At 71.0% G+C, this 24408-nt stretch carries 20 protein-coding genes and 1 riboswitch; of the genes, 12 read left to right on the top strand and 8 right to left on the bottom strand.

What is annotated here, in order from left to right; all coding sequences use genetic code 11:
• The first annotated feature begins 74 nt into the window (after positions 1-74).
• The 6 genes from ACZ7PG_RS07590 to metE all read left to right on the top strand — a co-directional run bounded on the left by ACZ7PG_RS07590 (position 75) and on the right by metE (position 9280).
• Complete coding sequence (locus tag ACZ7PG_RS07590; protein WP_470238281.1) at positions 75-905, top strand: enoyl-CoA hydratase-related protein; 831 nt, start codon at positions 75-77, stop codon at positions 903-905.
• A complete protein-coding gene (locus ACZ7PG_RS07595; RefSeq protein ID WP_470238282.1) occupies positions 902-1501 on the top strand; it encodes an acetoacetate decarboxylase family protein in 600 nt (199 codons plus the stop codon). Before ACZ7PG_RS07590 ends, ACZ7PG_RS07595 begins: the two co-directional genes overlap by 4 nt.
• A gap of 266 nt (positions 1502-1767) precedes the next feature.
• Entirely contained in the window at positions 1768-4671 is a 2904-nt protein-coding gene (locus ACZ7PG_RS07600; protein ID WP_470238283.1) for a ribonucleoside-diphosphate reductase subunit alpha, read from the top strand.
• A gap of 13 nt (positions 4672-4684) precedes the next feature.
• On the top strand, positions 4685-5758 hold the full coding sequence (locus ACZ7PG_RS07605) for a ribonucleotide-diphosphate reductase subunit beta (RefSeq protein ID WP_470238284.1): 1074 nt from the start codon (positions 4685-4687) through the stop codon (positions 5756-5758).
• Positions 5759-5850: 92 nt separating this feature from the next.
• Positions 5851-6768, top strand: coding sequence for an alpha/beta hydrolase (locus ACZ7PG_RS07610; protein WP_470238285.1), 918 nt, complete (start codon positions 5851-5853; stop codon positions 6766-6768).
• A gap of 3 nt (positions 6769-6771) precedes the next feature.
• Positions 6772-6973, top strand: a riboswitch (cobalamin riboswitch).
• Between the two features lie 99 nt (positions 6974-7072).
• Positions 7073-9280: a 5-methyltetrahydropteroyltriglutamate--homocysteine S-methyltransferase gene (metE, locus tag ACZ7PG_RS07615; RefSeq protein WP_470238286.1), complete on the top strand. Its 2208-nt coding sequence runs from the start codon at positions 7073-7075 to the stop codon at positions 9278-9280.
• A 42-nt stretch (positions 9281-9322) separates the two neighbouring features.
• Here metE and ACZ7PG_RS07620 read toward each other — a convergent pair whose 3' ends face one another.
• On the bottom strand, positions 9323-9724 hold the full coding sequence (locus tag ACZ7PG_RS07620) for a pyridoxamine 5'-phosphate oxidase family protein (RefSeq protein ID WP_470238287.1): 402 nt from the start codon (positions 9722-9724) through the stop codon (positions 9323-9325).
• Positions 9725-9806: 82 nt separating this feature from the next.
• Here ACZ7PG_RS07620 and ACZ7PG_RS07625 point away from each other — a divergent pair, with 82 nt between their 5' ends.
• From ACZ7PG_RS07625 to ACZ7PG_RS07640, 4 genes are all read left to right on the top strand, one after another.
• Positions 9807-10718 (top strand): AraC family transcriptional regulator, encoded by a 912-nt coding sequence (locus tag ACZ7PG_RS07625; protein ID WP_470238288.1) that lies wholly within the window; start codon positions 9807-9809, stop codon positions 10716-10718.
• A 353-nt stretch (positions 10719-11071) separates the two neighbouring features.
• Positions 11072-12532 carry a cytochrome P450 gene (locus ACZ7PG_RS07630; RefSeq protein WP_470238289.1) on the top strand — a complete coding sequence of 487 codons (1461 nt, stop codon included), beginning with the start codon at positions 11072-11074 and terminating at the stop codon, positions 12530-12532.
• A 247-nt stretch (positions 12533-12779) separates the two neighbouring features.
• Positions 12780-14597 carry a putative bifunctional diguanylate cyclase/phosphodiesterase gene (locus ACZ7PG_RS07635; protein WP_470239003.1) on the top strand — a complete coding sequence of 606 codons (1818 nt, stop codon included), beginning with the start codon at positions 12780-12782 and terminating at the stop codon, positions 14595-14597.
• An 82-nt stretch (positions 14598-14679) separates the two neighbouring features.
• Positions 14680-15141, top strand: a complete 462-nt coding sequence (locus ACZ7PG_RS07640; RefSeq protein ID WP_470238290.1) for a peroxiredoxin — start codon at positions 14680-14682, stop codon at positions 15139-15141.
• Positions 15142-15351: 210 nt separating this feature from the next.
• On the opposite strand, the gene ACZ7PG_RS07645 is transcribed toward ACZ7PG_RS07640, so the two are convergent.
• The 5 genes from ACZ7PG_RS07645 to ACZ7PG_RS07665 all read right to left on the bottom strand — a co-directional run bounded on the left by ACZ7PG_RS07645 (position 15352) and on the right by ACZ7PG_RS07665 (position 19779).
• Positions 15352-15873 (bottom strand): GNAT family N-acetyltransferase, encoded by a 522-nt coding sequence (locus ACZ7PG_RS07645; protein ID WP_470238291.1) that lies wholly within the window; start codon positions 15871-15873, stop codon positions 15352-15354.
• Positions 15870-16397 (bottom strand): GNAT family N-acetyltransferase, encoded by a 528-nt coding sequence (locus tag ACZ7PG_RS07650; protein ID WP_470238292.1) that lies wholly within the window; start codon positions 16395-16397, stop codon positions 15870-15872. Before ACZ7PG_RS07650 ends, ACZ7PG_RS07645 begins: the two co-directional genes overlap by 4 nt.
• Before the next feature lie 42 nt (positions 16398-16439).
• Entirely contained in the window at positions 16440-17648 is a 1209-nt protein-coding gene (locus tag ACZ7PG_RS07655; RefSeq protein WP_470238293.1) for an LCP family protein, read from the bottom strand.
• 96 nt (positions 17649-17744) lie between these two features.
• Positions 17745-18992 carry a class I SAM-dependent methyltransferase gene (locus ACZ7PG_RS07660; protein WP_470238294.1) on the bottom strand — a complete coding sequence of 416 codons (1248 nt, stop codon included), beginning with the start codon at positions 18990-18992 and terminating at the stop codon, positions 17745-17747.
• Between the two features lie 94 nt (positions 18993-19086).
• Positions 19087-19779 carry an alpha/beta hydrolase gene (locus tag ACZ7PG_RS07665; protein ID WP_470238295.1) on the bottom strand — a complete coding sequence of 231 codons (693 nt, stop codon included), beginning with the start codon at positions 19777-19779 and terminating at the stop codon, positions 19087-19089.
• Positions 19780-19896: 117 nt separating this feature from the next.
• Between ACZ7PG_RS07665 and ACZ7PG_RS07670 the strand changes: the two genes are divergently transcribed.
• Together ACZ7PG_RS07670 and ACZ7PG_RS07675 are read left to right on the top strand one after the other, a co-directional pair.
• A complete protein-coding gene (locus ACZ7PG_RS07670) occupies positions 19897-20625 on the top strand; it encodes an SIS domain-containing protein (RefSeq protein WP_470238296.1) in 729 nt (242 codons plus the stop codon).
• A gap of 115 nt (positions 20626-20740) precedes the next feature.
• Positions 20741-21907, top strand: a complete 1167-nt coding sequence (locus tag ACZ7PG_RS07675) for a serine hydrolase domain-containing protein (RefSeq protein ID WP_470238297.1) — start codon at positions 20741-20743, stop codon at positions 21905-21907.
• Between the two features lie 74 nt (positions 21908-21981).
• On the opposite strand, the gene ACZ7PG_RS07680 is transcribed toward ACZ7PG_RS07675, so the two are convergent.
• Positions 21982-23853, bottom strand: a complete 1872-nt coding sequence (locus ACZ7PG_RS07680) for an ABC transporter ATP-binding protein (RefSeq protein ID WP_470239004.1) — start codon at positions 23851-23853, stop codon at positions 21982-21984.
• A gap of 99 nt (positions 23854-23952) precedes the next feature.
• Positions 23953-24381 (bottom strand): MarR family winged helix-turn-helix transcriptional regulator, encoded by a 429-nt coding sequence (locus ACZ7PG_RS07685; RefSeq protein WP_470238298.1) that lies wholly within the window; start codon positions 24379-24381, stop codon positions 23953-23955.
• Between the last annotated feature and the right edge of the window lie 27 nt (positions 24382-24408).

The following is a 24408-nucleotide window of genomic DNA, read 5'->3' on the forward strand; positions in this document are numbered from 1 at the left end:
TGTTTCGCCCCGGACGCTGCGGACCCACTATTGACATCTTGCCAGTAGTGGCGGACTGCAATACGTTCCTCACCATGGCCGAGACCACCTACGCCGTCGCGGAGCGGATCGCCACGGTGACGTTGAACCGCCCCGAGGCGCGCAACGGCTACACGATCCGGATGGCCGACGAGCTCGGCGAGGCGATGGACCGGGCCGACCGTGACGAGGACGTCCGCGTGGTCGTGCTGACCGGGGCGGGCAAGGACTTCTGCGTCGGCGCGGACCTGTCCCAGGGCGGCTTCGATTTCGACCCGGCGACCGGCCCGGACGCGGCGTGGCAGGAGCCCGCCGGCCGGTGCTCGAAGCGGATCTTCACGATGAACAAGCCGGTGATCGCGGCCCTGCACGGCGCGGCGGTCGGCGCGGGGAGCACCATCACGCTCCCCTGCGACTACCGCCTCGCCTCCGAGGACTCCCGGTTCGGCTTCGTCTTCACTCGGCGCGGGATCTACCCCGAAGGCGCGTCGGCGTGGTTCCTCCCCCGGCTCGTCGGCATGGGCACCGCGCTGGACTGGATGATCAGCGGCCGGGTCTTCCCCGCCGCCGAGGCCCTCGAAAAAGGCCTGGTGCACAAGGTGGTCCCGACCGGGACCGTGCTCGACGAGGCGTACGCGCTGGCCCGCGAGATCATCGCGAACACCGCGCCGGTGTCGGTCGCGGTCACCCGCCAGCTGCTCTACCGGATGGCGAGCGCCGATTCGCCGTTCCCGGTGCACGAGCTCGACTCCCGCCTGATCGGCGGCCTCGGCACGAACCCGGACGCCGTCGAAGGAGTCATGTCCTTCCTGCAGAAGCGGCCGCCGTCGTGGAGCCAGCGCGTCGACAAGGACCTGCCTTCCTATCTCCCCTGGTTGGACGCATGAGCCGCTACCCGCCGCAGCCCTGGAACCTGACCGCCGACGCGCGGGTGTCGATCTGGCGCGTGCCGGTGGCGGATCTGCCGCCGGTCCCCGCGGAGCCCCTGGTGGTGGCCGGCCACGCCTCGGTGTTCACGGCGTGGATCGACTACACCCCGCCCGGACAGATGGCGTACCACGAGCTACTGGCCGCCGTGTCGATCAAGGCCCGGCGCGTGTCCTGCTCGATCACGGAGATCTGGGTCGACAGCGAAGCGTCCCTGGCGGGCGGCCGCGAGCTGTGGGCGATCCCGAAGGACCTGGCCACGCTGAACTTCACCGGCGGCCGCACCTTCACGGCGACGGCGGCGACCTCCGACGACTGGATCGCCACGGCGGCCTTCAAGCGCCGCCCGGCCCTCCCCCTGCGGCTGCCGACGTCGTTCGAGGTGGTCCAGGAGCGCGACGGCCTGCTGCGCACCCCGGTCGGCGCGAAGATCCGCCCGCGCCCGGCGTCGACCGACTGGAGCTTCAACCCGGACGGCCCGCTCGGCTACCTCGCGGGGCGGCGGCCGCTGACGAGCCTGGAGCTCCCGAAGTCGGAACTCCGCTTCGGCGCTTGAGCGGGCGAAACCTACCGCCGTGGCCGCACATCCGCATCTCGAAGTGCGTCTCTCGGTGATCACTTAACCCGCCAGGGTGACCTCGCGACACGCCATCTGGGGTCCCGCGCGCGCATCGACCCCTACATGTAGTCTCTGGTGACCGGCAGGGCCCAGCGACGGGGAGACCGCTGCAGAGTACTGCCGGGCAGCTTTCACGAAACCGCAGCGCACGGCCTCATGACGCCGTGTGGCGATCGAACGCGCCCGAAAACTTGGAGACACGCATGTCAGTCGAAACCGGTCAGCGGCCGTCCGCTGCCGATACCCCCACCGCGATCCGGGTCATCCGGCGGGACGGCAGCGTGTCGCCGTTCGACGCCGGGAAGATCTCGGTCGCGTTGACGAAGGCGTTCCTCGCGGTCGAGGGCGGCGACGCCGCCGCGTCCTCCCGCGTGCACCACGTCGTCGCGGAGCTGACCCAGCAGGTCGAGACCACCCTGCTGCGCCACGCCGGCCCCGAGACCGCCCTGCACATCGAGCAGATCCAGGACATCGTCGAGCTCGCGCTGATGCGCGGCGAGCACCACAAGGTCGCCCGCGCGTACGTCCTCTACCGCGACGAGCGCACCAAGGCCCGCGAGGCCGTCAAGCCGGCCACCACCGAGGTCGCGCTGAACGTCAAGGGCACCGACGGCGTCCTGCGCCCGCTCGACTGGGCCCGCGTTTCCCACGTCGTGGGCGAGGCCGTCGCCGGCCTCGAGGACGTCACGGCCGAGCCGGTGCTCGCCGAGGCCAAGCGCAACCTCTACGACGGCATCAGCGCCGACGAGCTGGCGCTGGCCCAGGTCCTGGCCGCCCGCGTGCTGGTCGAGCAGGAGCCCAACTACTCCTACGTCTCCGCCCGGCTGCTGCTGGACAAGCTGCGCGGCGAGGCGCTGAGCTACCTCGCGAAGAAGCCGCGGCTGGCCAGCCAGGACGAGATGGCGACCGAGTACCCCTCCTACTTCCGCGCCTACCTGCGCCGCGCGGTCGAGCTGGAGCTGGTCGACGGCGAGCTGCTGTCCTTCGACCTGGACAAGATCACCGCCGCGATCCACGCCGAGCGCGACCTCGACTTCGGCTTCCTCGGCCTGCAGACCCTGTACGACCGGTACTTCCAGCACCACGACGGCACCCGCTTCGAGCTGCCGCAGGCGTTCTTCATGCGCGTCGCCATGGGTCTCGCGATCCGCGAGGACGACCGCGAAGCCCGCGCGATCGAGTTCTACGAGCTGCTCTCGACGTTCCACTTCATGGCCTCGACGCCGACGCTGTTCAACTCGGGCACCACCCGCGCGCAGCTGTCGTCCTGCTTCCTGACCACGGTGGACGACGACCTGGACTCGATCTTCCAGGCCTACAAGAACAACGCCCTGCTGGCCAAGTACTCCGGCGGCCTCGGCAACGACTGGACCCCGGTCCGCGGCCTCGGCGCGCACATCAAGGGCACCAACGGCCAGTCGCAGGGCGTCGTCCCGTTCCTCAAGATCGCCAACGACACCGCCGTCGCGGTCAACCAGGGCGGCAAGCGCAAGGGCGCGGCCTGCGCGTACCTCGAGACGTGGCACGTGGACATCGAGGAGTTCCTCGACCTGCGCAAGAACACCGGTGACGACCGCCGCCGCACCCACGACATGAACACCGCGAACTGGGTGCCGGACGAGTTCCTCCGCCGCGTCGAGGCCAACGCCGAGTGGACGCTGTTCTCGCCGAACGAGACGCCGGACCTGCACGACCTCTACGGCAACGAGTTCGCCGCCCGCTACCGCGAGTACGAGGCGATGGCCGACCGCGGCGAGATCAAGGTGTTCCGCCGGCTCCGCGCGGTCGACCTGTGGCGCCGCATGCTGACCATGCTGTTCGAGACCGGCCACCCGTGGATCACGTTCAAGGACCCGTGCAACCTGCGCTCGCCGCAGCAGCACGTCGGCGTCGTGCACTCGTCCAACCTGTGCACCGAGATCACGCTGAACACCACCACCGACGAGGTCGCGGTCTGCAACCTCGGCTCGGTGAACCTGCTCAAGCACGTCACCCCCGAGGGCCTCGACACCAAGCGCCTCGAGAAGACCGTGCGCACGGCCGTCCGCATGCTGGACAACGTGATCGACATCAACTTCTACACGATCCCGGAGGCGCGCCGCTCCAACCTGCGCCACCGCCCGATCGGCCTGGGCATCATGGGCTTCCAGGACGCGCTGTTCGAGATCGGCGTCCCGTTCGCCTCCGACGACGCCGTGAAGTTCGCCGACGTCTCCATGGAGCACGTCTCCTACTACGCGATCTCGGCGTCGACCGACCTCGCCGAGGAGCGCGGGCAGTACCAGACGTTCGAGGGTTCGCTGTGGAGCAAGGGCATCCTGCCGATCGACTCGATGCAGCTGCTCATCGACGCCCGCCGCGGTGACGGCCTCGACGTCGACACCTCGTCCACTTTGGACTGGGCGCCGCTGCGCGAGCGCGTCAAGACCGTCGGCATGCGCAACTCCAACGTGATGGCCATCGCGCCGACCGCGACGATCTCCAACATCTCCGGCGTCGGGCAGTCGATCGAGCCGCTGTTCCAGAACCTGTTCGTCAAGTCGAACATGTCCGGCGACTTCACCGTCGTCAACCCGCACCTGGTCAAGAGCCTCAAGGCCCGCGGCCTGTGGGACGAGGTCATGGTCAGCGACCTCAAGTACTTCGACGGCAGCCTCGGCCAGATCGACCGCGTCCCGGACGACCTGAAGGCGCTGTACGCGACCGCGTTCGAGATCGAGTCGAAGTGGATCGTCGACGCCGGTTCGGTGCGCCAGAAGTGGATCGACCAGGCGCAGTCGCTGAACCTGTACATCGCGGCGCCGAGCGGGCGCAAGCTCGACGAGCTGTACCGCTACGCGTGGCACAAGGGCCTCAAGACCACGTACTACCTGCGGGCGCAGTCCGCGACGCACGTGGAGAAGAGCACCCTGCGCGGCACCGACGGCAAGCTGAACGCCGTCTCGGCCACCCCGGCCCCGGCCGCTCCGGCCGCCGCGCCGGCCCCGGCTCCCGTGCCGACGCCCGCCCCGGCGCCGTCGCCGGCCCCCGCGCCCGACGTCGACTTCGTCGCCACCGACGGCGCCGCCTGCCGCATCGACGACCCCGACTGCGAAGCCTGCCAGTAAGGAACCCTGGAACATGACCAACGTGGAGACGACCGGCGCCACCGGCCTCGGTGAGATCGAGGTCGGGGCCGCCCGGATCAACGTCGACGACAAGCGCATGATCAACGCGCGCGCCGACGTCAACCAGCTGCTGCCGATGAAGTACACCTGGGCCTGGGAGAAGTACCTGGCCGGGTGCAACAACCACTGGATGCCGACCGAGGTCGCCATGCAGGCCGACATCGCGCTGTGGAAGTCGAAGGACGGCCTCACCGAGGACGAGCGCCAGATGTTGAAGCGCAACCTGGGCTTCTTCGCGACCGCGGAGTCCTTGGTGGCCAACAACATCGTGCTCGCGGTGTACCGGCAGATCACCAACCCCGAGTGCCGCCAGTACCTGCTGCGCCAGGCGTTCGAGGAAGCCGTGCACACGCACACCTTCCAGTACATCTGCGAAAGCCTCGGCCTGGTCGAGGGCGAGCTGTTCAACATGTACCGCGAAGTTCCGTCCATTTCGGACAAGGACGCGTGGGCGCTGAAGTACACGCAGCACCTGGAGGACCCGGACTTCGAGACCGGGACGCCGGAGGCCGACACGGCGTTCCTGCGTGACCTCGTCGCGTTCTACGTGATCTTCGAAGGCATGTGGTTCTACACCGGTTTCGCGCAGATCCTGTCGCTGGGCCGCCGGAACAAGATGGTCGGCATCGCCGAGCAGTACCAGTACATCCTGCGCGACGAGTCGATCCACCTGAACTTCGGCATCGACTGCATCAACCAGATCAAGATCGAGAACCCGCACCTGTGGACTCCCGAGTTCCAGGAAGAGGTCCGCGGGATGCTGAAGGAGGCGTGCGAGCTCGAGGTCAAGTACGCGCGCGACACCATGCCGCGCGGCATGCTCGGCCTGTCGGCGCAGCTGTGCGAGCAGTACATGCACTTCATCACCGACCGGCGCGCGCAGCAGATCGGCCTCCAGCCGATCTTCGGCGAGACCGAGAACCCGTTCCCGTGGATGTCCGAGGCGATGGACCTGAAGAAGGAGAAGAACTTCTTCGAGACCCGCGTCATCGAATACCAGTCGGGCGGCGCGCTCGACTGGGACTGAGCTCCCGAACGCGGGTTCCTGCCTGGGAAGGATCCTTCCCAGGCAGGAACCCGCGGCTTTTCCCTGCTTCCTCCCGGGGCGAGGGTGGAGGCATGACCACCACCACCGTCACCTTCCCCAGCGCCGGCCTCGACATCGCCGCGCACCTCTACGTTCCCGACGGCGCCGACGCGCTGCTTCCGGCGCTCGTCGTCGGTCACCCCGGCACCGGCGTCAAGGAACAGACCTCCGGCACCTACGCGCGGCTGATGGCCGAGCGGGGCTTCGTCACCCTCGCCTTCGACGCCGCCCACCAGGGCGAGTCAGGCGGCCTGCCACGCGGTCTCGAGGACCCCGCCCAGCGGATCGAGGACTTCAAGGCCGCCGTCTCCTTCCTCACCGCCCGGCCCGAGGTCGACGCCGGCCGCATCGGACTGCTGGGCATCTGCGCCTCCGGCGGCTACTCGCTGGCCGCCGCCGCGGGCGATCACCGCGTCAAGGCCGTCGCGACCGTGAGCACCGCCGAACCCGCCCGCCAGTTCCGCTACGGCGCCGACGGCACCCAGGACCCGGCCGTCTTCCAGGGCCTGCTCGACGCCGCTGCCCAAGCCCGCACGGCCGCCGCCCGCGGTGAGGACCCTGGCGTGCTCACCATGTTCCCTGAGACCGCCGAAGAAGCCGGTGCCCTCGGCGGTCAGCACGGCCGTGAGGGCTGGGAGTACTACTGCGGCGCCCGCGGCCACCACGAGCGGTCGGCGAAGTTCCTCACCTGGGACAGCGTCGACAAGATGGCCGCGAGCGACGTCTTCCACGCTGTCCCGCTGATCGGCCCGCGCCCGATGCTGCAGATCCTCGGCGAGCACGCCGTCACCGCCTGGATGGGCCTGGAAGCCCACCGGCGCGCCACCGGCCCCGCGGAGGTCCACTGGATCCCGGGCGCCAGCCACGTCGACCTCTACGACAAGCGGGAGTACATCGATCCCGCTGTCGGGAAGCTCACCGACTTCTTCGCCGTCAACCTGGACAAGTGACCTAGACTCGGGTTCGCCACAGGTTCCCCGGGGTTCGCCCCGGGGAGGAAAGAGGGAACCCGGTGCGAATCCGGGACTGCCCCGCAGCGGTGAGTGGGAACGAAAGCCGTCAAGAAGCACTGAGCGCGAGCTTGGGAAGCGACGGCCGGTAGGCGCGAGCGTGACGCCCACGAGTCCGAAGACCTGCCCGTGGTGCGCGCGCCGACGGCGTGCGCGAGTCCGGGCCTCGCGGGATGGGCACGACCGAAACGCTCGCCTTCGCGCGCGTCCGGACTCTTCGGACCAGCTCGCGAGGAGAGAGCTTGTGACCATCGGCACCACTGTGCTGGGCTACCCCCGGATCGGCCCGGACCGCGAACTGAAGCGCGCGCTCGAGCGCTACTGGGCGGGCAAGATCGACGAGGCCGCGCTGCTGGCCGTCGGCCGCGAACTGCGCCGGCGGACCTGGCTCGAACTGCGGGACGCGGGGCTGGACTCGATCCCGTCGAACACGTTCTCGCACTACGACCAGGTGCTCGACACCGCCGAGCTGTTCGGCGCGCTACCCGTGCGACCCGATCTTTCGCCGCTCGACACCTACTTCGCCGCCGCGCGGGGCGTGCAGGACGCGCCGGCGCTGGAGATGACGAAGTGGTTCGACACGAACTACCACTACATCGTCCCCGAACTGGGGCCGGACACCGAGTTCACCCTCGCCGGAACCAAACCCCTCGACGAGTACCGGGAAGCCCGCGCCCTCGGGATCGAGACGCGGCCGGTGCTCGTCGGACCGGTGACGTTCCTGCTGCTGAGCAAGGCCGCCGGCGGCTTCGACCCGCTGGACCTGCTCGACACGCTCCTCCCCCGCTACGCCGACCTGCTGGCGCGGCTGCACGACGAGGGTGTCGAGTGGGCGCAGCTCGACGAACCCGCGTTCGCCGCCGACCGCACCGAAGCCGAGCTGAACGCGCTGATCCGCGCGTACCACCGGCTCGGCAAGGCGACCGCGCGGCCGAAGCTACTGGTGGCCGGGTACTTCGGCGGGCTGGGGCGGGGACTCGGCGTGCTGGCGCGGTCGCCGATCGACGCGCTGGCCGTCGACCTGGTCACCGACGAGTCCTTTGTGGACGCAGTGGCGGCCGAACCGGCGTTGCGGGACAAGGAGGTACTGGCCGGGGTCGTCGACGGGCGCAACGTCTGGCGGACCGACCCGCGGCGCGCGCTGAGCAAGGCCGCGACCCTGCTCGGCGTCGCGAAGTCCGTCAGCGTGTCGACGTCGTGCTCGCTGCTGCACGTTCCTTACGACGTCACACGCGAAGACCTGCCGGTCACCAGCCGGCTCGCGTTCGCGCGGCAGAAGGTCGACGAGGTCGTCGCGCTCGGCCGTGCGCTGCGGGGCGAGGACGTCACCTGGCCCGCGATCCCGGACCCGGCGCCGGCGGACGAGGTCCTCCGCGCCCGGCTCGCGGCGCTCCCGGACGTCGCCCGGGCGCCTTACGAACAGCGGGCGGCGGCCCAGGCCGCGCTCGGGCTGCCGCCGCTGCCGACCACGACGATCGGGTCGTTCCCGCAGACCCTGGAGGTGCGTCGCGCCCGGGCCGCGCACCGCGCCGGCACGCTCGACGACGCCGGTTACGACGCCGCGATGCGCGCGGAGGTCGAGCGGGTCATCCGGCTGCAGGAGGACCTCGGGCTCGACGTCCTCGTGCACGGCGAGCCGGAGCGCAACGACATGGTCCAGTACTTCGCCGAGCAGCTGACCGGGTTCGCGGCGACGGCGCACGGCTGGGTGCAGTCGTACGGCTCCCGCTGCGTCCGCCCGCCGATCCTCTACGGCGACGTCTCGCGGCCGGCGCCGATGACCGTGTCGTGGGCGCGGTACGCCCAGAGCCTGACCGCGAAACCGGTGAAGGGGATGCTGACCGGCCCGGTGACGATCCTGGCGTGGTCGTTCGTCCGCGACGACCAGCCCCTCGGCGAGACGGCCCGGCAGGTGGCGCTGGCGATCCGCGACGAGGTGCACGACCTGGAGGCGGCGGGCATCCGCGTCGTCCAGGTCGACGAGCCGGCGCTGCGGGAACTGCTGCCGCTGTGGCGTTCCCGGCACCAGGAGTACTTCGAGTGGGCGGTGTCGGCGTTCCGGCTGGCGACGTCCGGCATCGCCGACGCGACGCAGATCCACACGCACATGTGCTACTCGGAGTTCGGCGAGGTGCTGCCGGCGATCGACGCGCTGGACGCGGACGTCACGTCGATCGAGGCGGCGCGGTCGAAGATGGAGGTGCTGACGGACCTCGACGCGGGCGGTTTCGGCCGCGGCGTCGGGCCGGGGGTGTACGACATCCACTCGCCGCGGGTGCCGTCGCCGGCCGAGGTGGCTTCGCTGCTGCGGACGGCGGTGGGGGCGGTGCCGGCGTCGCGGGTGTGGGTGAACCCGGACTGCGGGTTGAAGACGCGCGGGTACGCGGAGGTGGAGCCGGCGCTGCGCAACCTGGTGGCGGCGGCCCGGGAGGTGCGCGCGGAGCTGGCCTGACGGACGCTGTCGTGGAGGGCTCCCGGACCCCTCCACGGCGGGTCAGTAGGCGTAGCGGTGCACGGTTTCCGGGTGCAGGACCAGACGGACCTGGTCCGTGGCCAGGATGGCCGCGAGGTCGGCGGCGCGGGCCGGGTCGTCGAGGTCCCAGTAGCGCGCGGCCAAGCGGGACGCGAGGTCGTGTGCGCCATCGGGTTCCACCGTGACGCGGCCCGCGACCGCAACCCACCGTTCGCGCTCCCCCACCGGCGCGGCGACCACGAGGGACGCGCGGGGGTCGCGGCGCAGGCGTCGCACCTTGGGCGCGTCCGGTTCCGTGAACAGCTCGATGCCGTCGGCCGTGGCCTCGAACCACACCGGGCGCGGCTGGCCGCCGGCCACGGTCAGGAACCCGTGCAGCGGGCGTCCGAGGAACTCGGCGTCGTCGGAGGTGAGTGCGTTCATGGCGTCCAGTGAACCGGACCGGCTCGGACGATCCCATGGGTGAGAAGCCAGAATGCCTGCGTGATCGTCTAATCTCGGGGACGTGGACGCCTTCGGTGATCTGCGGGCGCACGGCTCGCTCTTCGGCAGCTCGGCCCTGTCCGCGCCGTGGTCCCTGCGCTTCGTGGACGGCGCGCCGCTGACCCTGTGCACCGTCCTCACCGGGGGCGGCTGGATCGTGCCCGAAACCGGGGACCCCGAGCCGCTGAACGCCTACGACACGGTCGTCGTGCGCGGGCCCGCGACCTTCAGCTTCGTCGACGAGGTCGGCACGCCGGCCGAACCGGTCGCGTGCGGCGAGGACTGCGCGGCGCCCGAGCAGGGCGGAACGCGCCACCGGCGCGGCTGGCACGACCCCGGCGACGGCGCGACGACGCTGATCGTCGGCGCCTACCCGGTGCGCGGCGAGATCGGGGCCCGCCTGCTGGACGCGCTGCCCGCCGTCCTGCGCGTCGCCGGCGGAGGTACCGGTGACGCGGTGCTGGACCACCTCGCCGCCGAGGTCGCCGTGGACGCGCCGGGCCAGCAGGTGGTGCTCGACCGGCTGCTGGACTGGATGCTGGTCTGCACGCTGCGCGAGTGGTTCGAGCGACCGGGCGGCGAGCCCCCGGCCTGGTGGACCGCCCAGCGCGACCCGGTGGTCGGCCAGGCGCTGCGCCTCCTGCACGCCGAACCGGCGGCGCCGTGGACGGTCGGGACGCTGGCCGGGCGCACGGGGGTGTCCCGGTCGACGCTGGCCAAGCGGTTCGCCGAGCTGGTCGGCGAACCGCCGTTGACGTACCTGACCCACCGCCGGATGGCGCTGGCCGCCGACCTGCTGGCCGAGCGGGCGGACAAGACGGTCGCGGAGGTGGCCCGCGCGGTGGGGTACTCGGACGCTTTCGGCTTCAGCGCGGCGTTCAAGCGGGTCCGGGGCACGAACCCGACCGAGTTCCGCCGCACGGCGGCGCGCTGAGCGAAGCCGCTCGCTCGGCCGCCGCCGGCCCGCCGACCGAGCGCACGGCCGCCCGGTCGGGCACGCCGACCCAGCGGACGGCCGCCCCGTCGGGCACGCCGGCCGAGCGCACGGCCGCCCCGTTCGGCACCCGCGCGGCGTTCGCCGCAACCACTCCCGCCGGTCCGCCGCGCATCGGATACGCCGACCCGGCACCCCCACGTCCGCCGAGCGGCGGCATGCACCCGCCTCCGCGCCCTCACCTTCGGCCGCACTGCAGTGCGCCGAGAAGCACCCGAAAGGACGGCCGCCCAGGTGTTGTCACATCGTCAACAAGGGTGCATCGTGGGGGGACAGCCGATCTCAGTGGGGAGATGGTCACTTTGCCGGGCACCGTGAGCCGAGCCGCCGAGGCACTGCGTGAACGCGTGCCGCCCCTGACCGCGCTTCCCCTCCCCCATCGGGTCGATGAACGGTGGCTGCAGTCGCGGTGGCCCGTCAAGGAGCTCGCCACTCCTCCCGCCGGCAGCGGGCTCAAGCCCGTCCTCGGCGATGAAGGCCCGCCCGTCGTCGGGCACATGCTCGAGATGATGCGCTTCGGCCCCGCCTTCGGGCTGCGCCGCTTCGAGCTCTACGGCCCCGTGTCGTGGACCGGTGGCTTCGGCCGGCGGATCGTCGCGCTGTCCGGGCCGGAGGCGACGCAGATCGCGCTCGTCAACAAGGACAAGGCCTTCTCGCAGGAAGGCTGGAAGTTCTTCATCGAGAAGTTCTTCGAGCGCGGCCTGATGCTGATGGACTTCGGCGAGCACCACCTGCACCGCCGGATCATGCAGGAGGCCTTCACCCGCCCGCGGCTCACCGGCTACGTCGGCGAAATGGGCCCGGCGCTGCGCGAAGGCGTCGCGAGCTGGGGGTCGGCCGAACGCCCGCGGCTGTACTGGGCGCTCAAGCAGCTGACCCTCGACGTCGCGACGCGCGTGTTCATGGGCATGCGCAGCGGCGCCGACTCCCACCGGATCAACCGCGCGTTCGTCAGCTCCGTGCGCGCCGGTACCGCGCTGGTGCGCTTCCCGGTGCCCGGCGGGCGCTGGTCGGCCGGGCTGCACGGGCGGAAGGTCCTCGAGCGCTACTTCAGCGAAAACCTGCCCGCGAAACGGAAGTCCGACGGTGACGACCTCTTCACCGCGCTCTGCCACGCCACCACCGAGGACGGCGACCGCTTCACCGACACCGACATCGTCAACCACATGATCTTCCTGATGATGGCCGCGCACGACACGACCACCATCACCAGCAGCGCGATGGCGTACTACCTCGCCAAGCACCCGGAGTGGCAGGAACGCGCCCGCGAGGAGTCCCTCGCCCTCGGCGACGACATCCTCGACATCGACGCCATCGACGAGCTGAAGACGCTCGACCTCGTCATGAAGGAGGCGCTGCGGCTGGTCGCGCCGGTGCCGTCGCTGACCCGGCAGACCGTCAAGGACACCGAGGTGCTCGGCCACTACATCCCCGCGGGCACGCTGTGCGGCGTTTCGCCGACGGTGAACCACTTCTCGCCGGAGCACTGGACGAACCCCTTCGAGTTCGACCCCGAGCGGTTCGCCGAGCCGCGCCGCGAGGACAAGTCCCACCGGATGGCGTGGATGCCGTTCGGCGGCGGCGCGCACAAGTGCATCGGGCTCCACTTCGGCGGTCTCGAGGTGAAGTTGCTGATGCACGAAATGCTGCGGGCCCACCGCTGGTCGGTTCCGGAGAGTTACACGGCGAAGTGGGATTACGTGTCCCTGCCGGTGCCCGCGGACGGTCTTCCGGTGCATCTGAGCCGTCGCTGACCCTCTCGCAGCCCAGGTCTGTCCACCACTGCATACGCCGTGTGACAAAAAGTTACCGCATGTGGAGATTCGTTCACTCGTTCAGCCGGTAGACACCCCGTTACGCGCATGATGGCGTGGCATCGGTCGCGGGCGAGGGGTACCTAGTGTGGCTTCATGATCCCCGGCACCGTGCCTGAACTGGCCTGACCTGTGCGTGAAGAGGTGGAGTGTGCCTGAGTCCGGTGCCGCGCCAGGACTGCTGGACGTGGCGCGCCGGTGGGCGGCGACGTTGGCCGACACCAAAGGAGTAACACTCCCGCTGGAGGAGCTGGAACCACTGCTGCTGGAGATCGCGCACGACGCGGTCGACCACGCCGGCTCGAGTCACGGTGGCGCCCTGCACCGGTTCACCGCGCTCTACGCCGCGTCGCCGATGGGGATCGCGCTGGCCGACCCGGACGGCGAGATCGTGGAGGCCAACCTCGCGCTCGGCCAGCTGCTCGGCTGCTCGCCGAACCGGTTGCGGGGCCGCCACATCACCGACCTCGGCTCGACCGACCACGACGTCTCGCGGCTCAAGGCCGGGCTTGAGCAGGTGCGCAACGGACGTGAGCGCTACCAGGAGCGGATGCTGCTCGACCACACCGAGGACGGCCAGCTCTGGACCGACGTCGCCCTCGCCCGGCTGCCCGGCGACCGGCCGGGCTCGGTCTACCCGGTGCTGATGGTGTCCGACGCGAACGAGCTGCACCTGCTGCAGGAGCGGCTGCTGCACCAGAACGTGCACGACCCCCTGACCGGGCTGCCGAACGCGTCGTCGTTCACCACCAAGCTCGAAGCGACCCTGGGGGCCGGCGCGCGCGACGACATCGCGCTGATCTACCTCGACGTCGACGGCTTCAAGGTCGTCAACGACGGTCTCGGCGCCGGCGTCGGCGACCAGGTGCTGCGCGGGGTCGCCAGCAAGCTGTCGGCGGTGTTCACCGGCCACCACGACGGGTTCGTCGCCCGGCTGTCCGGCGACGGCTTCGCGGTGCTGCTGCGGGGCCGGCTGACGGCCACCGAGGTCGTCGGGCTCGTCGAACGGGCGCTGGAGGACCTCAACGAGCCGATCTACCTCGGCGGGCACGGCATCGGCGTGAGCGCGAGCGCCGGCATCGTCGTGCGCGCGGCGGTCGAAGACGGCGGCGCGGAGCTGCTGCGGGCGGCGGAGATCGCGCTGCACCGGGCCAAGGAGGCCGGCAAGGCGCAGTGGATGCTGTTCGACCCCGAGCTGGACGCCCGCGACCGCGGCCGCTACCAGCTGGGCGCGGTGATCGCCGGGGCGCTGGAGAACGGCGAGTTCTCGCTCGTCTACCAGCCGACGGTGAAGCTCACCGACCCCGACCGCCTCGCCGCGGTCAACGCGGGCCTGCGCTGGAACCACCCGGAGAAGGGCGAGCTCGGCTCGGACGAGTTCTACCCGCTGGCCCAGACGACCGGCATGACGGTGCCGCTGGGCCGCTGGCTCCTGGCGGAGTCCCTGGCGGCGACGGCCCGCTGGCGGTCGCGCTTCGGCGCGGCGGCCCCGGACGTGTGCGTCCAGCTGCCGACGCGGCTCGCGATCGACCCGGACCTGGTGATGCTGGTGAAGGAGCAGCTCGACAAGCACGAGCTGCCGCCGAACGCGCTCCGGCTGTGCACGGACCGCGAATCGGTCCTCGACCCGCGCGGTGAGGTGCTGGACTCGTTCGCGGTGCTGTCCGACCTGGGCACCCAGCTGGTCCTGACGATCACGGGCTCGGCCGACCTGGAGCTGATCCCCCAGCGCCGGCTGCCGGTGCACCACGTGATCCTGTCGGGCGCGGTGGTCGACGCGCTGGACTCGGACTCGCCGCCGGAGCCGGCCCTGCGGCACCTGACGCAGCTGGTGACGCGGGCCCGCGAGCTGAAGCTACGGGTGGGCGCGGAGGGCGTCCGGACGCACGAGCAGGCGGCCCGGCTGCGCCAGCTGGGCGTCCTGGCGGCCCGCGGCCCGTTCGTGAGCGACTCGGCCACGGGAGACGAGGTCGACGAGCTGATCGCCCGGCACCCCGCCCGCTGATCCGGAGGGTGACCAAGCCGGGTGCGCGGCGGCTCCGAAGACCCGGCAGGATGGGTTCTGCCGCCGACGAGAAGGGACCTCCATGGAAGCCGGAGACCTCGCCCCCGATTTCACGCTGCCCGACGACCAGGGCGCCGACCGCACGCTGTCGGACTTCCTGGCCACCGGCCCGGTGGTGCTGTTCTTCTACCCGGCCGCGATGACCGGCGGCTGCACCGCGGAGAGCTGCCACTTCCGCGACCTCGCCGCCGAGTTCGCCGAGATCGGCGCGCACCGGATCGGCATCAGCCCGGACGGCGTCACCAAGCAGCGGCAGTTCTCGGAAGCCAACGGCTTCGACTACCCGCTGCTGTCCGATGTGGAGGGTGAGGTCGCCAAGCAGTTCGGCGTCTGGCGGAAGCTGCTGCCGCTGCACGCCAAGCGCGCCACGTTCGTGATCGGCGAGGACCGGAAGGTGCTCGAGAAGATCAAGAGCGAGCTGAACTTCACGGTCCACGCCGACCAGGCGCTCAAGGTCCTGCGGGAGCGGAACAAGGTTTCCTGAGCGGTCAGCGGCGGGGCGGCCAAGGCCGGGGCCGGCGCAGCTGCGCGCCGGCCACCCGCCAGCCTCTCGGCCGGTCGTGCCGGCGTCGCGGCCGGACGCCGTACTCGTGCGCTTCGGCGCGGTGCCCGCGCCGCTCGGCCCGATTGGTGCTCGATTTTCCCCAAGCGGACCGCGTGCACGGCCACGGATGACTTCCGACGTACCCCAGTATCACGGCTTCTCCTTACGCCACACCTGGTTCGTCCCAGCGCACGCCGGGGCTAGCGGCTTCTCGGCGGGCTCTTCGCGCACCTTCGTGAAGCCCAGCCGGGCGGGTACCGCTCCACTTCGGACATTGCGCTCGTCGTGCTTGATCTCGACATACCCCGCGCCGAGCCGGAACGCTTCCGCGGTCAGCAGCTCGACGGCCCGGGTGATCAGGCCGCGGCCGGTGAAGTCCCGCGCGAGCCAGTAGCCGATCTCGACACCGCCCTCGCGCGCCATCGTGCCGACACCGCCCGCGATCGTCCCGCCGGCCCGGATGGCGAAGTCGTGCGTTTCCCCGGTCTCCCAGTTCTTCCGGGTCCGTTCCAGGAACTCGGCGCTGTCTTCGGCGGTGTAGCCATCGGCGGCCCAGATCAGCCAGGCCCCGATGTGGTCGAGAGTCCCGGCGATCGTCGCGGTGAGGTCCACGGCGTCGGTGAGCTGCCAGCGAGTCAGGGTGAAGCCGTCCCCGGTGTACGTCTCTTTCACGGCTTCTCCTTCCGCCACACCTGCTTGACGCCGACGCACGCCGGTGGCCCGTCGTCGCCGGGTTCCTTGCGCACCACCGAAAACCCGAGCCGGGCCGGAACCGCTCCGCTGCGGACGTTCGCCTCGTCGTGCCGGATCTCGACGTACCCCGCGCCGCGGTGGAAGGCGTCCGAAACCAGCAGCGCGACCGCGCGGGTCACCAGGCCGCGGCCGGTGAAGTCCCGCGCTAGCCAATAGCCGATCTCGGCTCCGCCCTCTCGGGTCATCACGCCGACGGCGCCCGCGAGCGCGCCGTCCACCCGGATCGCCCACTCGAACGCCCGGCCGGTTTCCCAGTTTTCGTGCGTCAGGAGCAAGAACGCCGCCGCGTCCTCGTCCGTGTAGCCGCCGGTCGCCCAGGGCACCCAGTCGGCCAGGTGCGCGCCGGATTCCGTAACCACCGTCGGCAGCCAGGCGCGATCGGAGAAGGACCAGCGAGTCAGCGAAAACTCGTCGCGGGAAAAAGTCTCGGCCGGGGTCTCCATGGCTTCCATGGTGCCCCGGCCGAGTGCTGAAGCGCTCCCGATTTAATTCGTGATGGCGCTGTCGGGGATCTCCGTGTCGTTCTTCAGCGCGTCGAACAGCTGCTTCGACTTGGTCTTGTCCCAGTTCTCCGCGGACCCGCTGGTGACCGGGACCGTCGTCGTCACGACGCCGCCCGAGGAGATCCCGCGCATCGCGATCGCCAGGCCGGCCAGGTTGTGCACGTGGTCGCCCGAGTCCATCGTCAGCGCGTCCGGCCCGGAGCCCAGCAGCGGGAAGAAGTGGAACGGGTTGAGCAGCGTGCCGGGGCTGGCGATCTGGCTGACCAGCGCGCCGATGAACTTCCGCTGGTTGGCGACGCGGTCGAGGTCCGAGCGCGGCGTCGCGTCGCTGTGGCGCATCCGGACGAAGCCGAGCGCGCCGCGGCCGTCGAGCGACTGGCAGCCCGCCTTGATGCTGATGCCGGTGACCGTGTCGTTCATGTCCTTGTCGATGCACATGTCGACGCCGCCGATCGCGTCGACGATCTTGGCGAACCCGCCGAAGCCGATCTCGGCGTAGTGGTCGATGTGCAGCCCGGTGGCGCCTTCGACGGTCTGCGCGAGCAGCTTCGGCCCGCCCAGCGAGAACGCCGCGTTGATCTTGTTCTTGCCGTGGCCGGGGATCGCCACCTGCGAGTCGCGCGGCAGCGACAGCAGCGTCGGCTTGGTGGAGTTGTCGGGGATGTGCGCGACCATGATCGTGTCGGTGCGCTGCCCGCCGCCCGCCGCCGCGACGTCGCCGGTGGCCAGGCGTTCCTCGTCCTCCGCGGTGAGGCCTTCGCGGCTGTCCGAGCCGACGATCAGCCAGTTGGTGCCGGACGCGGCGACCGGGCGGCCGGAGTAGTCGGCGAGCGCGTCGACGCGCTTGATGGAGAACTCCAGGTAGACCCAGATGCCGGCGACGAAGACGACGAACACCAGCAGCAGCGTCAGCAGGACCTTGCCGAAGCTCCAGCGGCGCCGGCGCGGCGGCCGGGACGGCGGGTAGTCGTCGTCCACCGGACGCCGGGGCGGGTCCTGCCGCGGCGGGGCCGGCGCGTACTGCCGCTCGTCCTCGCGGGTGCCCATCGGGCGGGTGCGCTCGTCGTACGGGCTCTGGCCGCGCCCGGGCAGCGGCATCATCTGCGCGCGCTGGTGGTCCCGGGATCGGCCGTCGGGCCGGGGCGGCGGCATCCGGCGCCCGCCGTCGTCGCCACGGTACGTCATCACCATCACCCAATCCCGATCCGGACAAACGTGTCGCCGTCAGTACACCGCACGTCCTCGTAAGAGGGACGTCCGGCACCGGGGTCGGGTTGTCCGGCGGGGTTACTTGCCGGTCGCCTCGTAGCCGAACTGGTGGACCTTGAGGTACCCGGAGCGGAACCCGGCCTCGGAATAGGCCAGGTAGAACTCCCACATCCGGCGGAAGACGTCGTCGAACCCGAACCCGGCGATGTCGGCCCAGCGGTGCAGGAACCGTTCGCGCCACAACCGTAGCGTGTGCGCGTAGTCCTGGCCGAACTCGCGCATCCCGGCCAGCTTGAGGCGGGTGTTCGCCGCGAGGCCGTCCTCGACGGAGCGCACCGACGGGATGATGCCGCCGGGGAAGATGTACTTGTGGATCCAGGTGTAGGCGCGCGAGGCCGCCATCATCCGGTCGTGGTCCATGGTGATGGCCTGCAGCCCGAACCGCCCGCCCGGGCGCAGCCGCTCGCCGATCGTCGCGTAGAACGTCGGCCAGTAGGACGCGCCGACGGCCTCGATCATCTCGACGCTGACCACGGCGTCGAACTGCCCGCTCGACTCGCGGTAGTCGCACAGCTTGACCTCGACGCGGTCGCTGAACCCGGCCGCGGCGATCCGCTCGGTGGCCAGCGCGCGCTGTTCCTCCGAAATGGTCAGTGACGTCACGTGGGCGCCGCGGGCCGCGGCGCGGATGGCGAGTTCACCCCATCCGGTGCCGATTTCGAGGACTTCGCTGCCTTCGCGGACGCCGGCGTAGTCGAGCACGCTGTCGATCTTGCGGTGCTGGGCGGCGGTGAGGTCCTCGCCGGGGCCGAACAGCGCCGAGGAGTACATCATCGACTCGTCGAGGAACGCCCCGAACAGGTCGTTGGACAGGTCGTAGTGCCGGTGGATGTTGGCCCGCGCGCCCTCGAGGGTGTTCTCCTCGGCCGGCGGCTGCGTGCGCTCGGCGATCTTCCGGAACTTCTGCAGCACCGGCGGCACGAGGGTGGCCATCCGCGCGGCGAACGGCGTCAGCACCTCGGCCAGGTCGGACGCGGTCCAGTCGCCGGCCATGTAGGACTCGCCGAAGCCGATCTTGGCGTCCGCACCGAGGCGGTGGAAGAAGGACTCGGGGCGCAAAATACGCATTTCGGGTGATTCCGGACCACCGGCGCCGAGCACGGTGCCGTCGGGGAACGTCACCCGCAGGTCGAGCGGACGGACCGCGCGGCGGAACAGCGCGGCGGCGATCCGGGCGCGCAACGGAGAACGCGGCGGGCTGGCCAAGCCCGGCCAGCGGGACTCGTCGGGGATGTTCTGAGCGCGGTCAACACTCGAGGTGGTCACGGTTCTCCCTCCGCCCGGCCTGGTGCGCCGGTGATCGATCGTAGTCGCCGCACCCCCGCGGCGCGCTTCGCAAGATGCCCTGTCCGGGGCGGTCCTACACGGGTATTCGGAGCCGTTCGGGCCCCGGCGCGGCCCACGCGCCGCGCAGTTCGTCGGCAGTGTCCCCAGCGAGCACTTCCAGTGTGAAAGCAATCGTCAGCCGGGTCCAGACGGACGACCGGCGGAGCATCGCGTGACCCTCGTTGGCGATCTCGAAGCGGGCGACACGGGCGGCGACGCCCTCGGCGCGTTCGGCGAAGGCGTGCGACTCCGCGGGACTGGTCATCCGGTCGCGGGTGCCGTGCACGATGAGCACCGAACGCCCGGCGACGGCGTCGACCGGCTCACCCCGCGGCGTCCACGGCGCCAGCGCGCAGACCCCGCGCACGGCCGGGTCGTCGGCCACGCGCAGCGCCACCCGGCCGCCCATCGAGTGCCCGACCAGTACGACCGGGAGACCCGGGTGGTCGGCGTGGATGCGGTCGAGGGCCCAGCGGGCGTCGTCGAGGGGGTCCATGGCGGGGGCGTTCCAGCCGTACCGGCGGTTGCGCAGCAGCCGCACCTCGACGCCGTCCTTGCGGCAGGCCCGGTGCAGGGCGCGCGCGATCGGGACCATCCGGAGGTAGGCCAGCTTCCAGGGCGGCACGCTGCCCGTGCCGTGCTCGGCGCCGCCGTGGAGCACGAGCACGACCGCCTCGGTCCGCCCGCGTGCCGGCCACACCGACAGCGCCGGTTCCGCCTCGCTCACCCGTGTCCTCCTGTCGCCCTGCATCCGGGTCAACCGCACCCGTCCACCAGGCTATTCCACCGCGTACCACCATCTTCGCGGTAGATTCGGCGCCCGGTCCCCTACGGAAGGGTGGGTGTGGTGAGCGCCACGGACATCTCGGGCAGCGTCGCGAAGCAACTGGCGGACGTCGAACAGGCCAACGCCGAGGCGGTGCGCGAAGCGGCGGATCTGGTGCTGGGGGTGATCCGGGCCGACGCACTGGTCTATACCGCCGGCGCCGGGCACTCGCTGGCGGCCGTCGCCGAGACGTTCTACCGGGCGGGCGGCCTGGCGTGCGTCTACCCGCTGTACCACCCGGACCTGCTCCCGCTGCACGGCGCGGTGAGCAGCACGAAGACCGAGCGGCGCACCGGCCTGGCCGCCGAGGTGCTGGCCGAGCGCGCGCCGGGGCCGGACGACGTGCTGGTCGTGTTCTCCACGTCCGGGTCGAACCCGTACCCGGTCGAGCTGTGCATCGAGGCCCGGAAGCGCGGCGCGGCGGTCATCGCGATCACGTCGCGGGCGTGCGTGGCGGCGGCGCCGAAGCGGTCGTCGAGCACCCTGGTGGAGCAGGGCACCGTCGTGCTCGACTCGCTGGTCATCCCCGGCGACGCGAGCTACCCGCCGGACGCGCCGCGCACCGCGCCGCTGTCCACTGTGGTCAACGCGTTCCTGTGGAACCTGGTCCTCGCGCAGGTGTACGACCGCGGGACGGCCGAGGGGCTCGACGTCCCGCTGTGGCGCAGCTCCAATGTGGAGGGCGGCGACCAGGCGAACGAGGCGCTGCTGGCGAAGTACGGCGCGATCGTGCCGCGGCTGAAGTAGCCGCCTTTCCCGTGAATAAGCACCGGCCGGGCATGCCTTGACGGGCGTGCCCGGCCCGCTTTAGCGTCTCCATACCGACTGGTCGGTGTGCTCAACGACGAGCTGAGGAGATCCCATGGACGGTGCCACGGCGACGGTGCACGGCGAGTGCGCTCCCGGGTTCGAGCCGGTGCGCGAGGCCTTCGAAGAGAACTTCCGCGAGCGCGGCGAGCTGGGTGCCGCGTTCACGGCCATCCGGCACGGCGAGGTCGTCGTGGACCTGTGGGGCGGCTGGTCCGGGCCGGACCGCGCGCGGGAGTGGCGGCCGGACACCCTCGCCAACGTCTGGTCGACGACCAAGGGCATGACCGCGATCTGCGCGCACAAGCTCGCCGACGCCGGCGAGCTGGACGTCGACGCGCCGGTCGCGAAGTACTGGCCCGAGTTCGCCGCCGCGGGCAAGGGCGAGATCCCGGTGCGGTGGCTGCTCACGCACCGCTCCGGCGTCCCCGGGATCGGCCTCGACCGGCCGGTGGCCGTCGAGGAGCTGTACGACTGGGACCTGATGACGTCGCTGTTCGCGGCGCAGGAACCGTTGTACGAGCCCGGTTCCGCGGGCGGGTACCACGCGCTGGCGTACGGCTGGCTCGTCGGCGAGGTCGTCCGGCGGATCGCCGGGCAGGGCATCCGCGAGTTCTTCGCCGAGCAGGTCGCCGGGCCGCTCGGCGCGGACTTCTCGATCGGGCTGGGTCCCGACGCCGACCTGGACCGCTGCGCGACCCTCGTCGACCCGGTGATGACCGAGGAGATGGCGAACGCGCTGGCCACGGCGTTCGCGAGCGCCGGCCCGGTCGCGCAGGCGGCGTTGACCAACCCGCAGCTCGCCGGCCACCACGCGAACGAACCGGCCTTCCGCCACGCCGTCATGCCGGCGTTGAACGGTCACGGCACGGCCCGCGCGATCGCCACGATCTACAACGGGCTCGTCGACGGCACCCTGCTGTCGTCCTCGGCTTTGGCTCGGGCGCGCGAAAGCCAGGGCAAGGAGATCGACGCGGTGCTCGGCCTCCCGAACGAGTGGGGCCTGGGCTTCTACCTCGGCAGCGACGCCCGCGGCTTCGGCCCCAACCCCACGGCCTTCGGCCACGACGGCCTGGGCGGCTCCACCGGCGCCGCCGACCCGGAGAACGGCCTCGCCTTCGGCTACACCCTCAACCAGCTGGGCCCCCTGATCCGCGACGACCCCCGCAAGATGGCCCTCGTCCAAGCCCTCTACACGTGCGTGGAGGGGCATCAAGCGTGATCAGAGAGGCATCACGCGTGATGCCCGCTCAATCACGCGTGATGCCCCTCCAGTCACACGTGATGCCCGGCTGATCACGCGACGGCGGGTTCTTCTTCTGCGAACTGGGTTGCGTGGAGGGTTGCGTAGCGGCCGTTGGCGGCCAGGAGCTCTTCGTGCGTTCCGCGCTCGACGATTTCGCCGTGTTCCAGGACCAGGATCTGGTCGGCGGCGCGGACTGTCGAGAGGCGGTGGGCGATGACCAGGGCCGTGCGGCCGGCCAGTGCGTGGGTCAGTGCCTCGCCGACCGCCGCCTCGGACTCGGAGTCCAGGTGCGCGGTCGCCTCGTCCAGGATGACGACCTTGGGCTGCGCCAGCAGCAGCCGCGCGATCGTCAGCCGCTGACGCTCGCCGCCGGAGAGGCGGTAGCCGCGCTCCCCCACCGTCGTGTCGAGGCCGTCCGGCAGGGAGTGCACCAGCTCGCCGAGCCGGGCCCGCTCCAGCGCCGCCCAGATCTCGTCGTCGGTGACGCCCGGACGCGCGTACGCCAGGTTCGCGCGGATCGTCTCGTGGAACAGGTGCCCGTCCTGCGTCACGACGCCGACGGTCTCCCGCAGCGAAGCGAAAGTCAGGTCCCGGACGTCCACATCGGACAGTCGCACCGAGCCGGAGTCGACGTCGTAGAGCCGCGGCAGCAGCGACGCGATCGTCGACTTCCCCGCCCCCGACGACCCGACCAGCGCGACCATCTGCCCCGGCTCGGCGCGGAACGAGATCCCGTGCAGGACTTCGTCCCCGCCACGGTGGTCGAGCGTCGCGACGTCCTCCAGCGACGCCAGCGAGTACCGATCGGCGGCGGGGTAACCGAAGCGGACATCGGAGAACTCGACGGCGACCCCGGAAGAAGCGGGCAACGTCCGCGCCGCCGGCTTCTCTTCGATCATCGGCTTGAGGTCGAGGACCTCGAAGACCCGCTCGAACGACACCAGCGCCGTCATGACGTCGACGCGGACGTTGGCCAGCGCGGTCAGCGGCGCGTAGAGCCGGGTCAGCAGCAGCGCCAGCGCGACGACGGTGCCCGGCGCGAGCTTGCCGGTCAGCGCGAGGTACCCGCCGAGGCCGTAGACGAGCGCCTGCGCCAGCGCCGAAACCAGGGTCAGGCTCGTCATGAACCAGCGGGTCAGCATCGCGGTCCGCACGCCGATGTCGCGCACGCGCCCCGCGCGCACGCCGAAGTCGTCCGCCTCCTGCACCGGCCGGCCGAAGAGCTTCACCAGAGTGGCGCCCGGCGCGGAGAACCGCTCGGTCATCTGCGTGGTCATGCCGGCGTTGAGGTTCGCGGCTTCCCGCTGCAGCCCGGCCATCCGGCGGCCGAGCCGGCGCGCGGGCAGCACGAAGATCGGCAGCAGCACCAGCGCGAGCAGCGTGACCTGCCACGACAGCGTCAGCATGACGGCCAGCGAAAGCGCCAGCTGGATCGTGTTGGTGACCAGGCCGGACAGCGTCGCGGTGAACGTCCGCTGCGCGCCGATGACGTCGTTGTTCAGCCGCGAGACCAGCGCACCGGTGCGGGTGCGCGTGAAGAACGCGATCGGCATCCGCTGCACGTGCTCGAACACCGCGCGGCGCAGGTCGTAGATGATGCCTTCGCCGATGCGCGCGGACTGCCAGCGCTCGATGAGGCCGAACCCGGCGTCGGCGACGGCGAGCAGCGCGATGACGACCGCGAGCCAGACCACCAGCGGCAGGTCACGACCGCCGACGATCGCGTCGACCACCTTGCCCGCCAGGACCGGCGTCGACACCGCGAGGACCGCCGAGATCACGGTCAGCACGAGGAAGGCCAGCAGCCGCCGCCAGTGCGGCCGGGCGAATCGCGCGACGCGTTTCAGCGTGCCGCGGGTCAGCCCCTTCGGTACGTCGTTGGCGCGCATCGCCGAGCTCAGCAGCGCCCAGGTGTTGTCCATGAGGAACCCCCAGTGCGTCAAAACCTCTACTATAGCTGAGGTTTTCTCCGGATATGACCTGGACAACGCCACCGTCGTCCATTTGCTTCCCGCCGCCGTTCACTCCGCGCGAACAACGCGGTGCAGTGCGGCGCGCAGCCGTTCCGCATCTCCTTCGCCGAGCGGCGCCAGCAGCGCGGCCTCCGCCTGCCGGGTGACTTCCTCGCCCGCCACCCGAACGCGCTCGCCCTCGGCGGTCAGCGTAACCAGGCGCTTCCGGCGATCACCCGGCGCGACCTCGCGCCGGACCAGCTCCTTGTCCTCCAGCTCGTCGACCAGGGCGACCATCGTCGTCCGGTCGATGCCGAGGCGCGCCGCACCCTCCTGCTGCGACAGCGCCTGCCCGTCGCCGAACAGCGTGAGCAAGGCGAGCTGACGGCCGGTGATCCCGAGCGGCGCGTACCGCGGCTCGGCCAGCTCGGCGAGCCGCAGCTGGGCGTGCTTGAGCAAGTAGCCGAGCCGGCGGTGGACGGCGAGATCGCTGGACATGCGAGAACTCTACCCTTACGCTGATCG

Source organism: Amycolatopsis sp. NPDC114504 (assembly GCF_055633595.1).

Coding starts and splice junctions, on each gene's coding strand:
- ACZ7PG_RS07590 (WP_470238281.1), top strand. CDS start 75: ATGGCCGAGACCACCTACGCCGTCGCGGAGCGGATCGCCACGGTGACG.
- ACZ7PG_RS07595 (WP_470238282.1), top strand. CDS start 902: ATGAGCCGCTACCCGCCGCAGCCCTGGAACCTGACCGCCGACGCGCGG.
- ACZ7PG_RS07600 (WP_470238283.1), top strand. CDS start 1,768: ATGTCAGTCGAAACCGGTCAGCGGCCGTCCGCTGCCGATACCCCCACC.
- ACZ7PG_RS07605 (WP_470238284.1), top strand. CDS start 4,685: ATGACCAACGTGGAGACGACCGGCGCCACCGGCCTCGGTGAGATCGAG.
- ACZ7PG_RS07610 (WP_470238285.1), top strand. CDS start 5,851: ATGACCACCACCACCGTCACCTTCCCCAGCGCCGGCCTCGACATCGCC.
- ACZ7PG_RS07620 (WP_470238287.1), bottom strand. CDS start 9,724: ATGAACGCACTCACCTCCGACGACGCCGAGTTCCTCGGACGCCCGCTG.
- ACZ7PG_RS07630 (WP_470238289.1), top strand. CDS start 11,072: ATGGTCACTTTGCCGGGCACCGTGAGCCGAGCCGCCGAGGCACTGCGT.
- ACZ7PG_RS07640 (WP_470238290.1), top strand. CDS start 14,680: ATGGAAGCCGGAGACCTCGCCCCCGATTTCACGCTGCCCGACGACCAG.
- ACZ7PG_RS07650 (WP_470238292.1), bottom strand. CDS start 16,397: ATGGAGACCCCGGCCGAGACTTTTTCCCGCGACGAGTTTTCGCTGACT.
- ACZ7PG_RS07655 (WP_470238293.1), bottom strand. CDS start 17,648: ATGGTGATGACGTACCGTGGCGACGACGGCGGGCGCCGGATGCCGCCG.
- ACZ7PG_RS07675 (WP_470238297.1), top strand. CDS start 20,741: ATGGACGGTGCCACGGCGACGGTGCACGGCGAGTGCGCTCCCGGGTTC.
- ACZ7PG_RS07680 (WP_470239004.1), bottom strand. CDS start 23,853: ATGGACAACACCTGGGCGCTGCTGAGCTCGGCGATGCGCGCCAACGAC.
- ACZ7PG_RS07685 (WP_470238298.1), bottom strand. CDS start 24,381: ATGTCCAGCGATCTCGCCGTCCACCGCCGGCTCGGCTACTTGCTCAAG.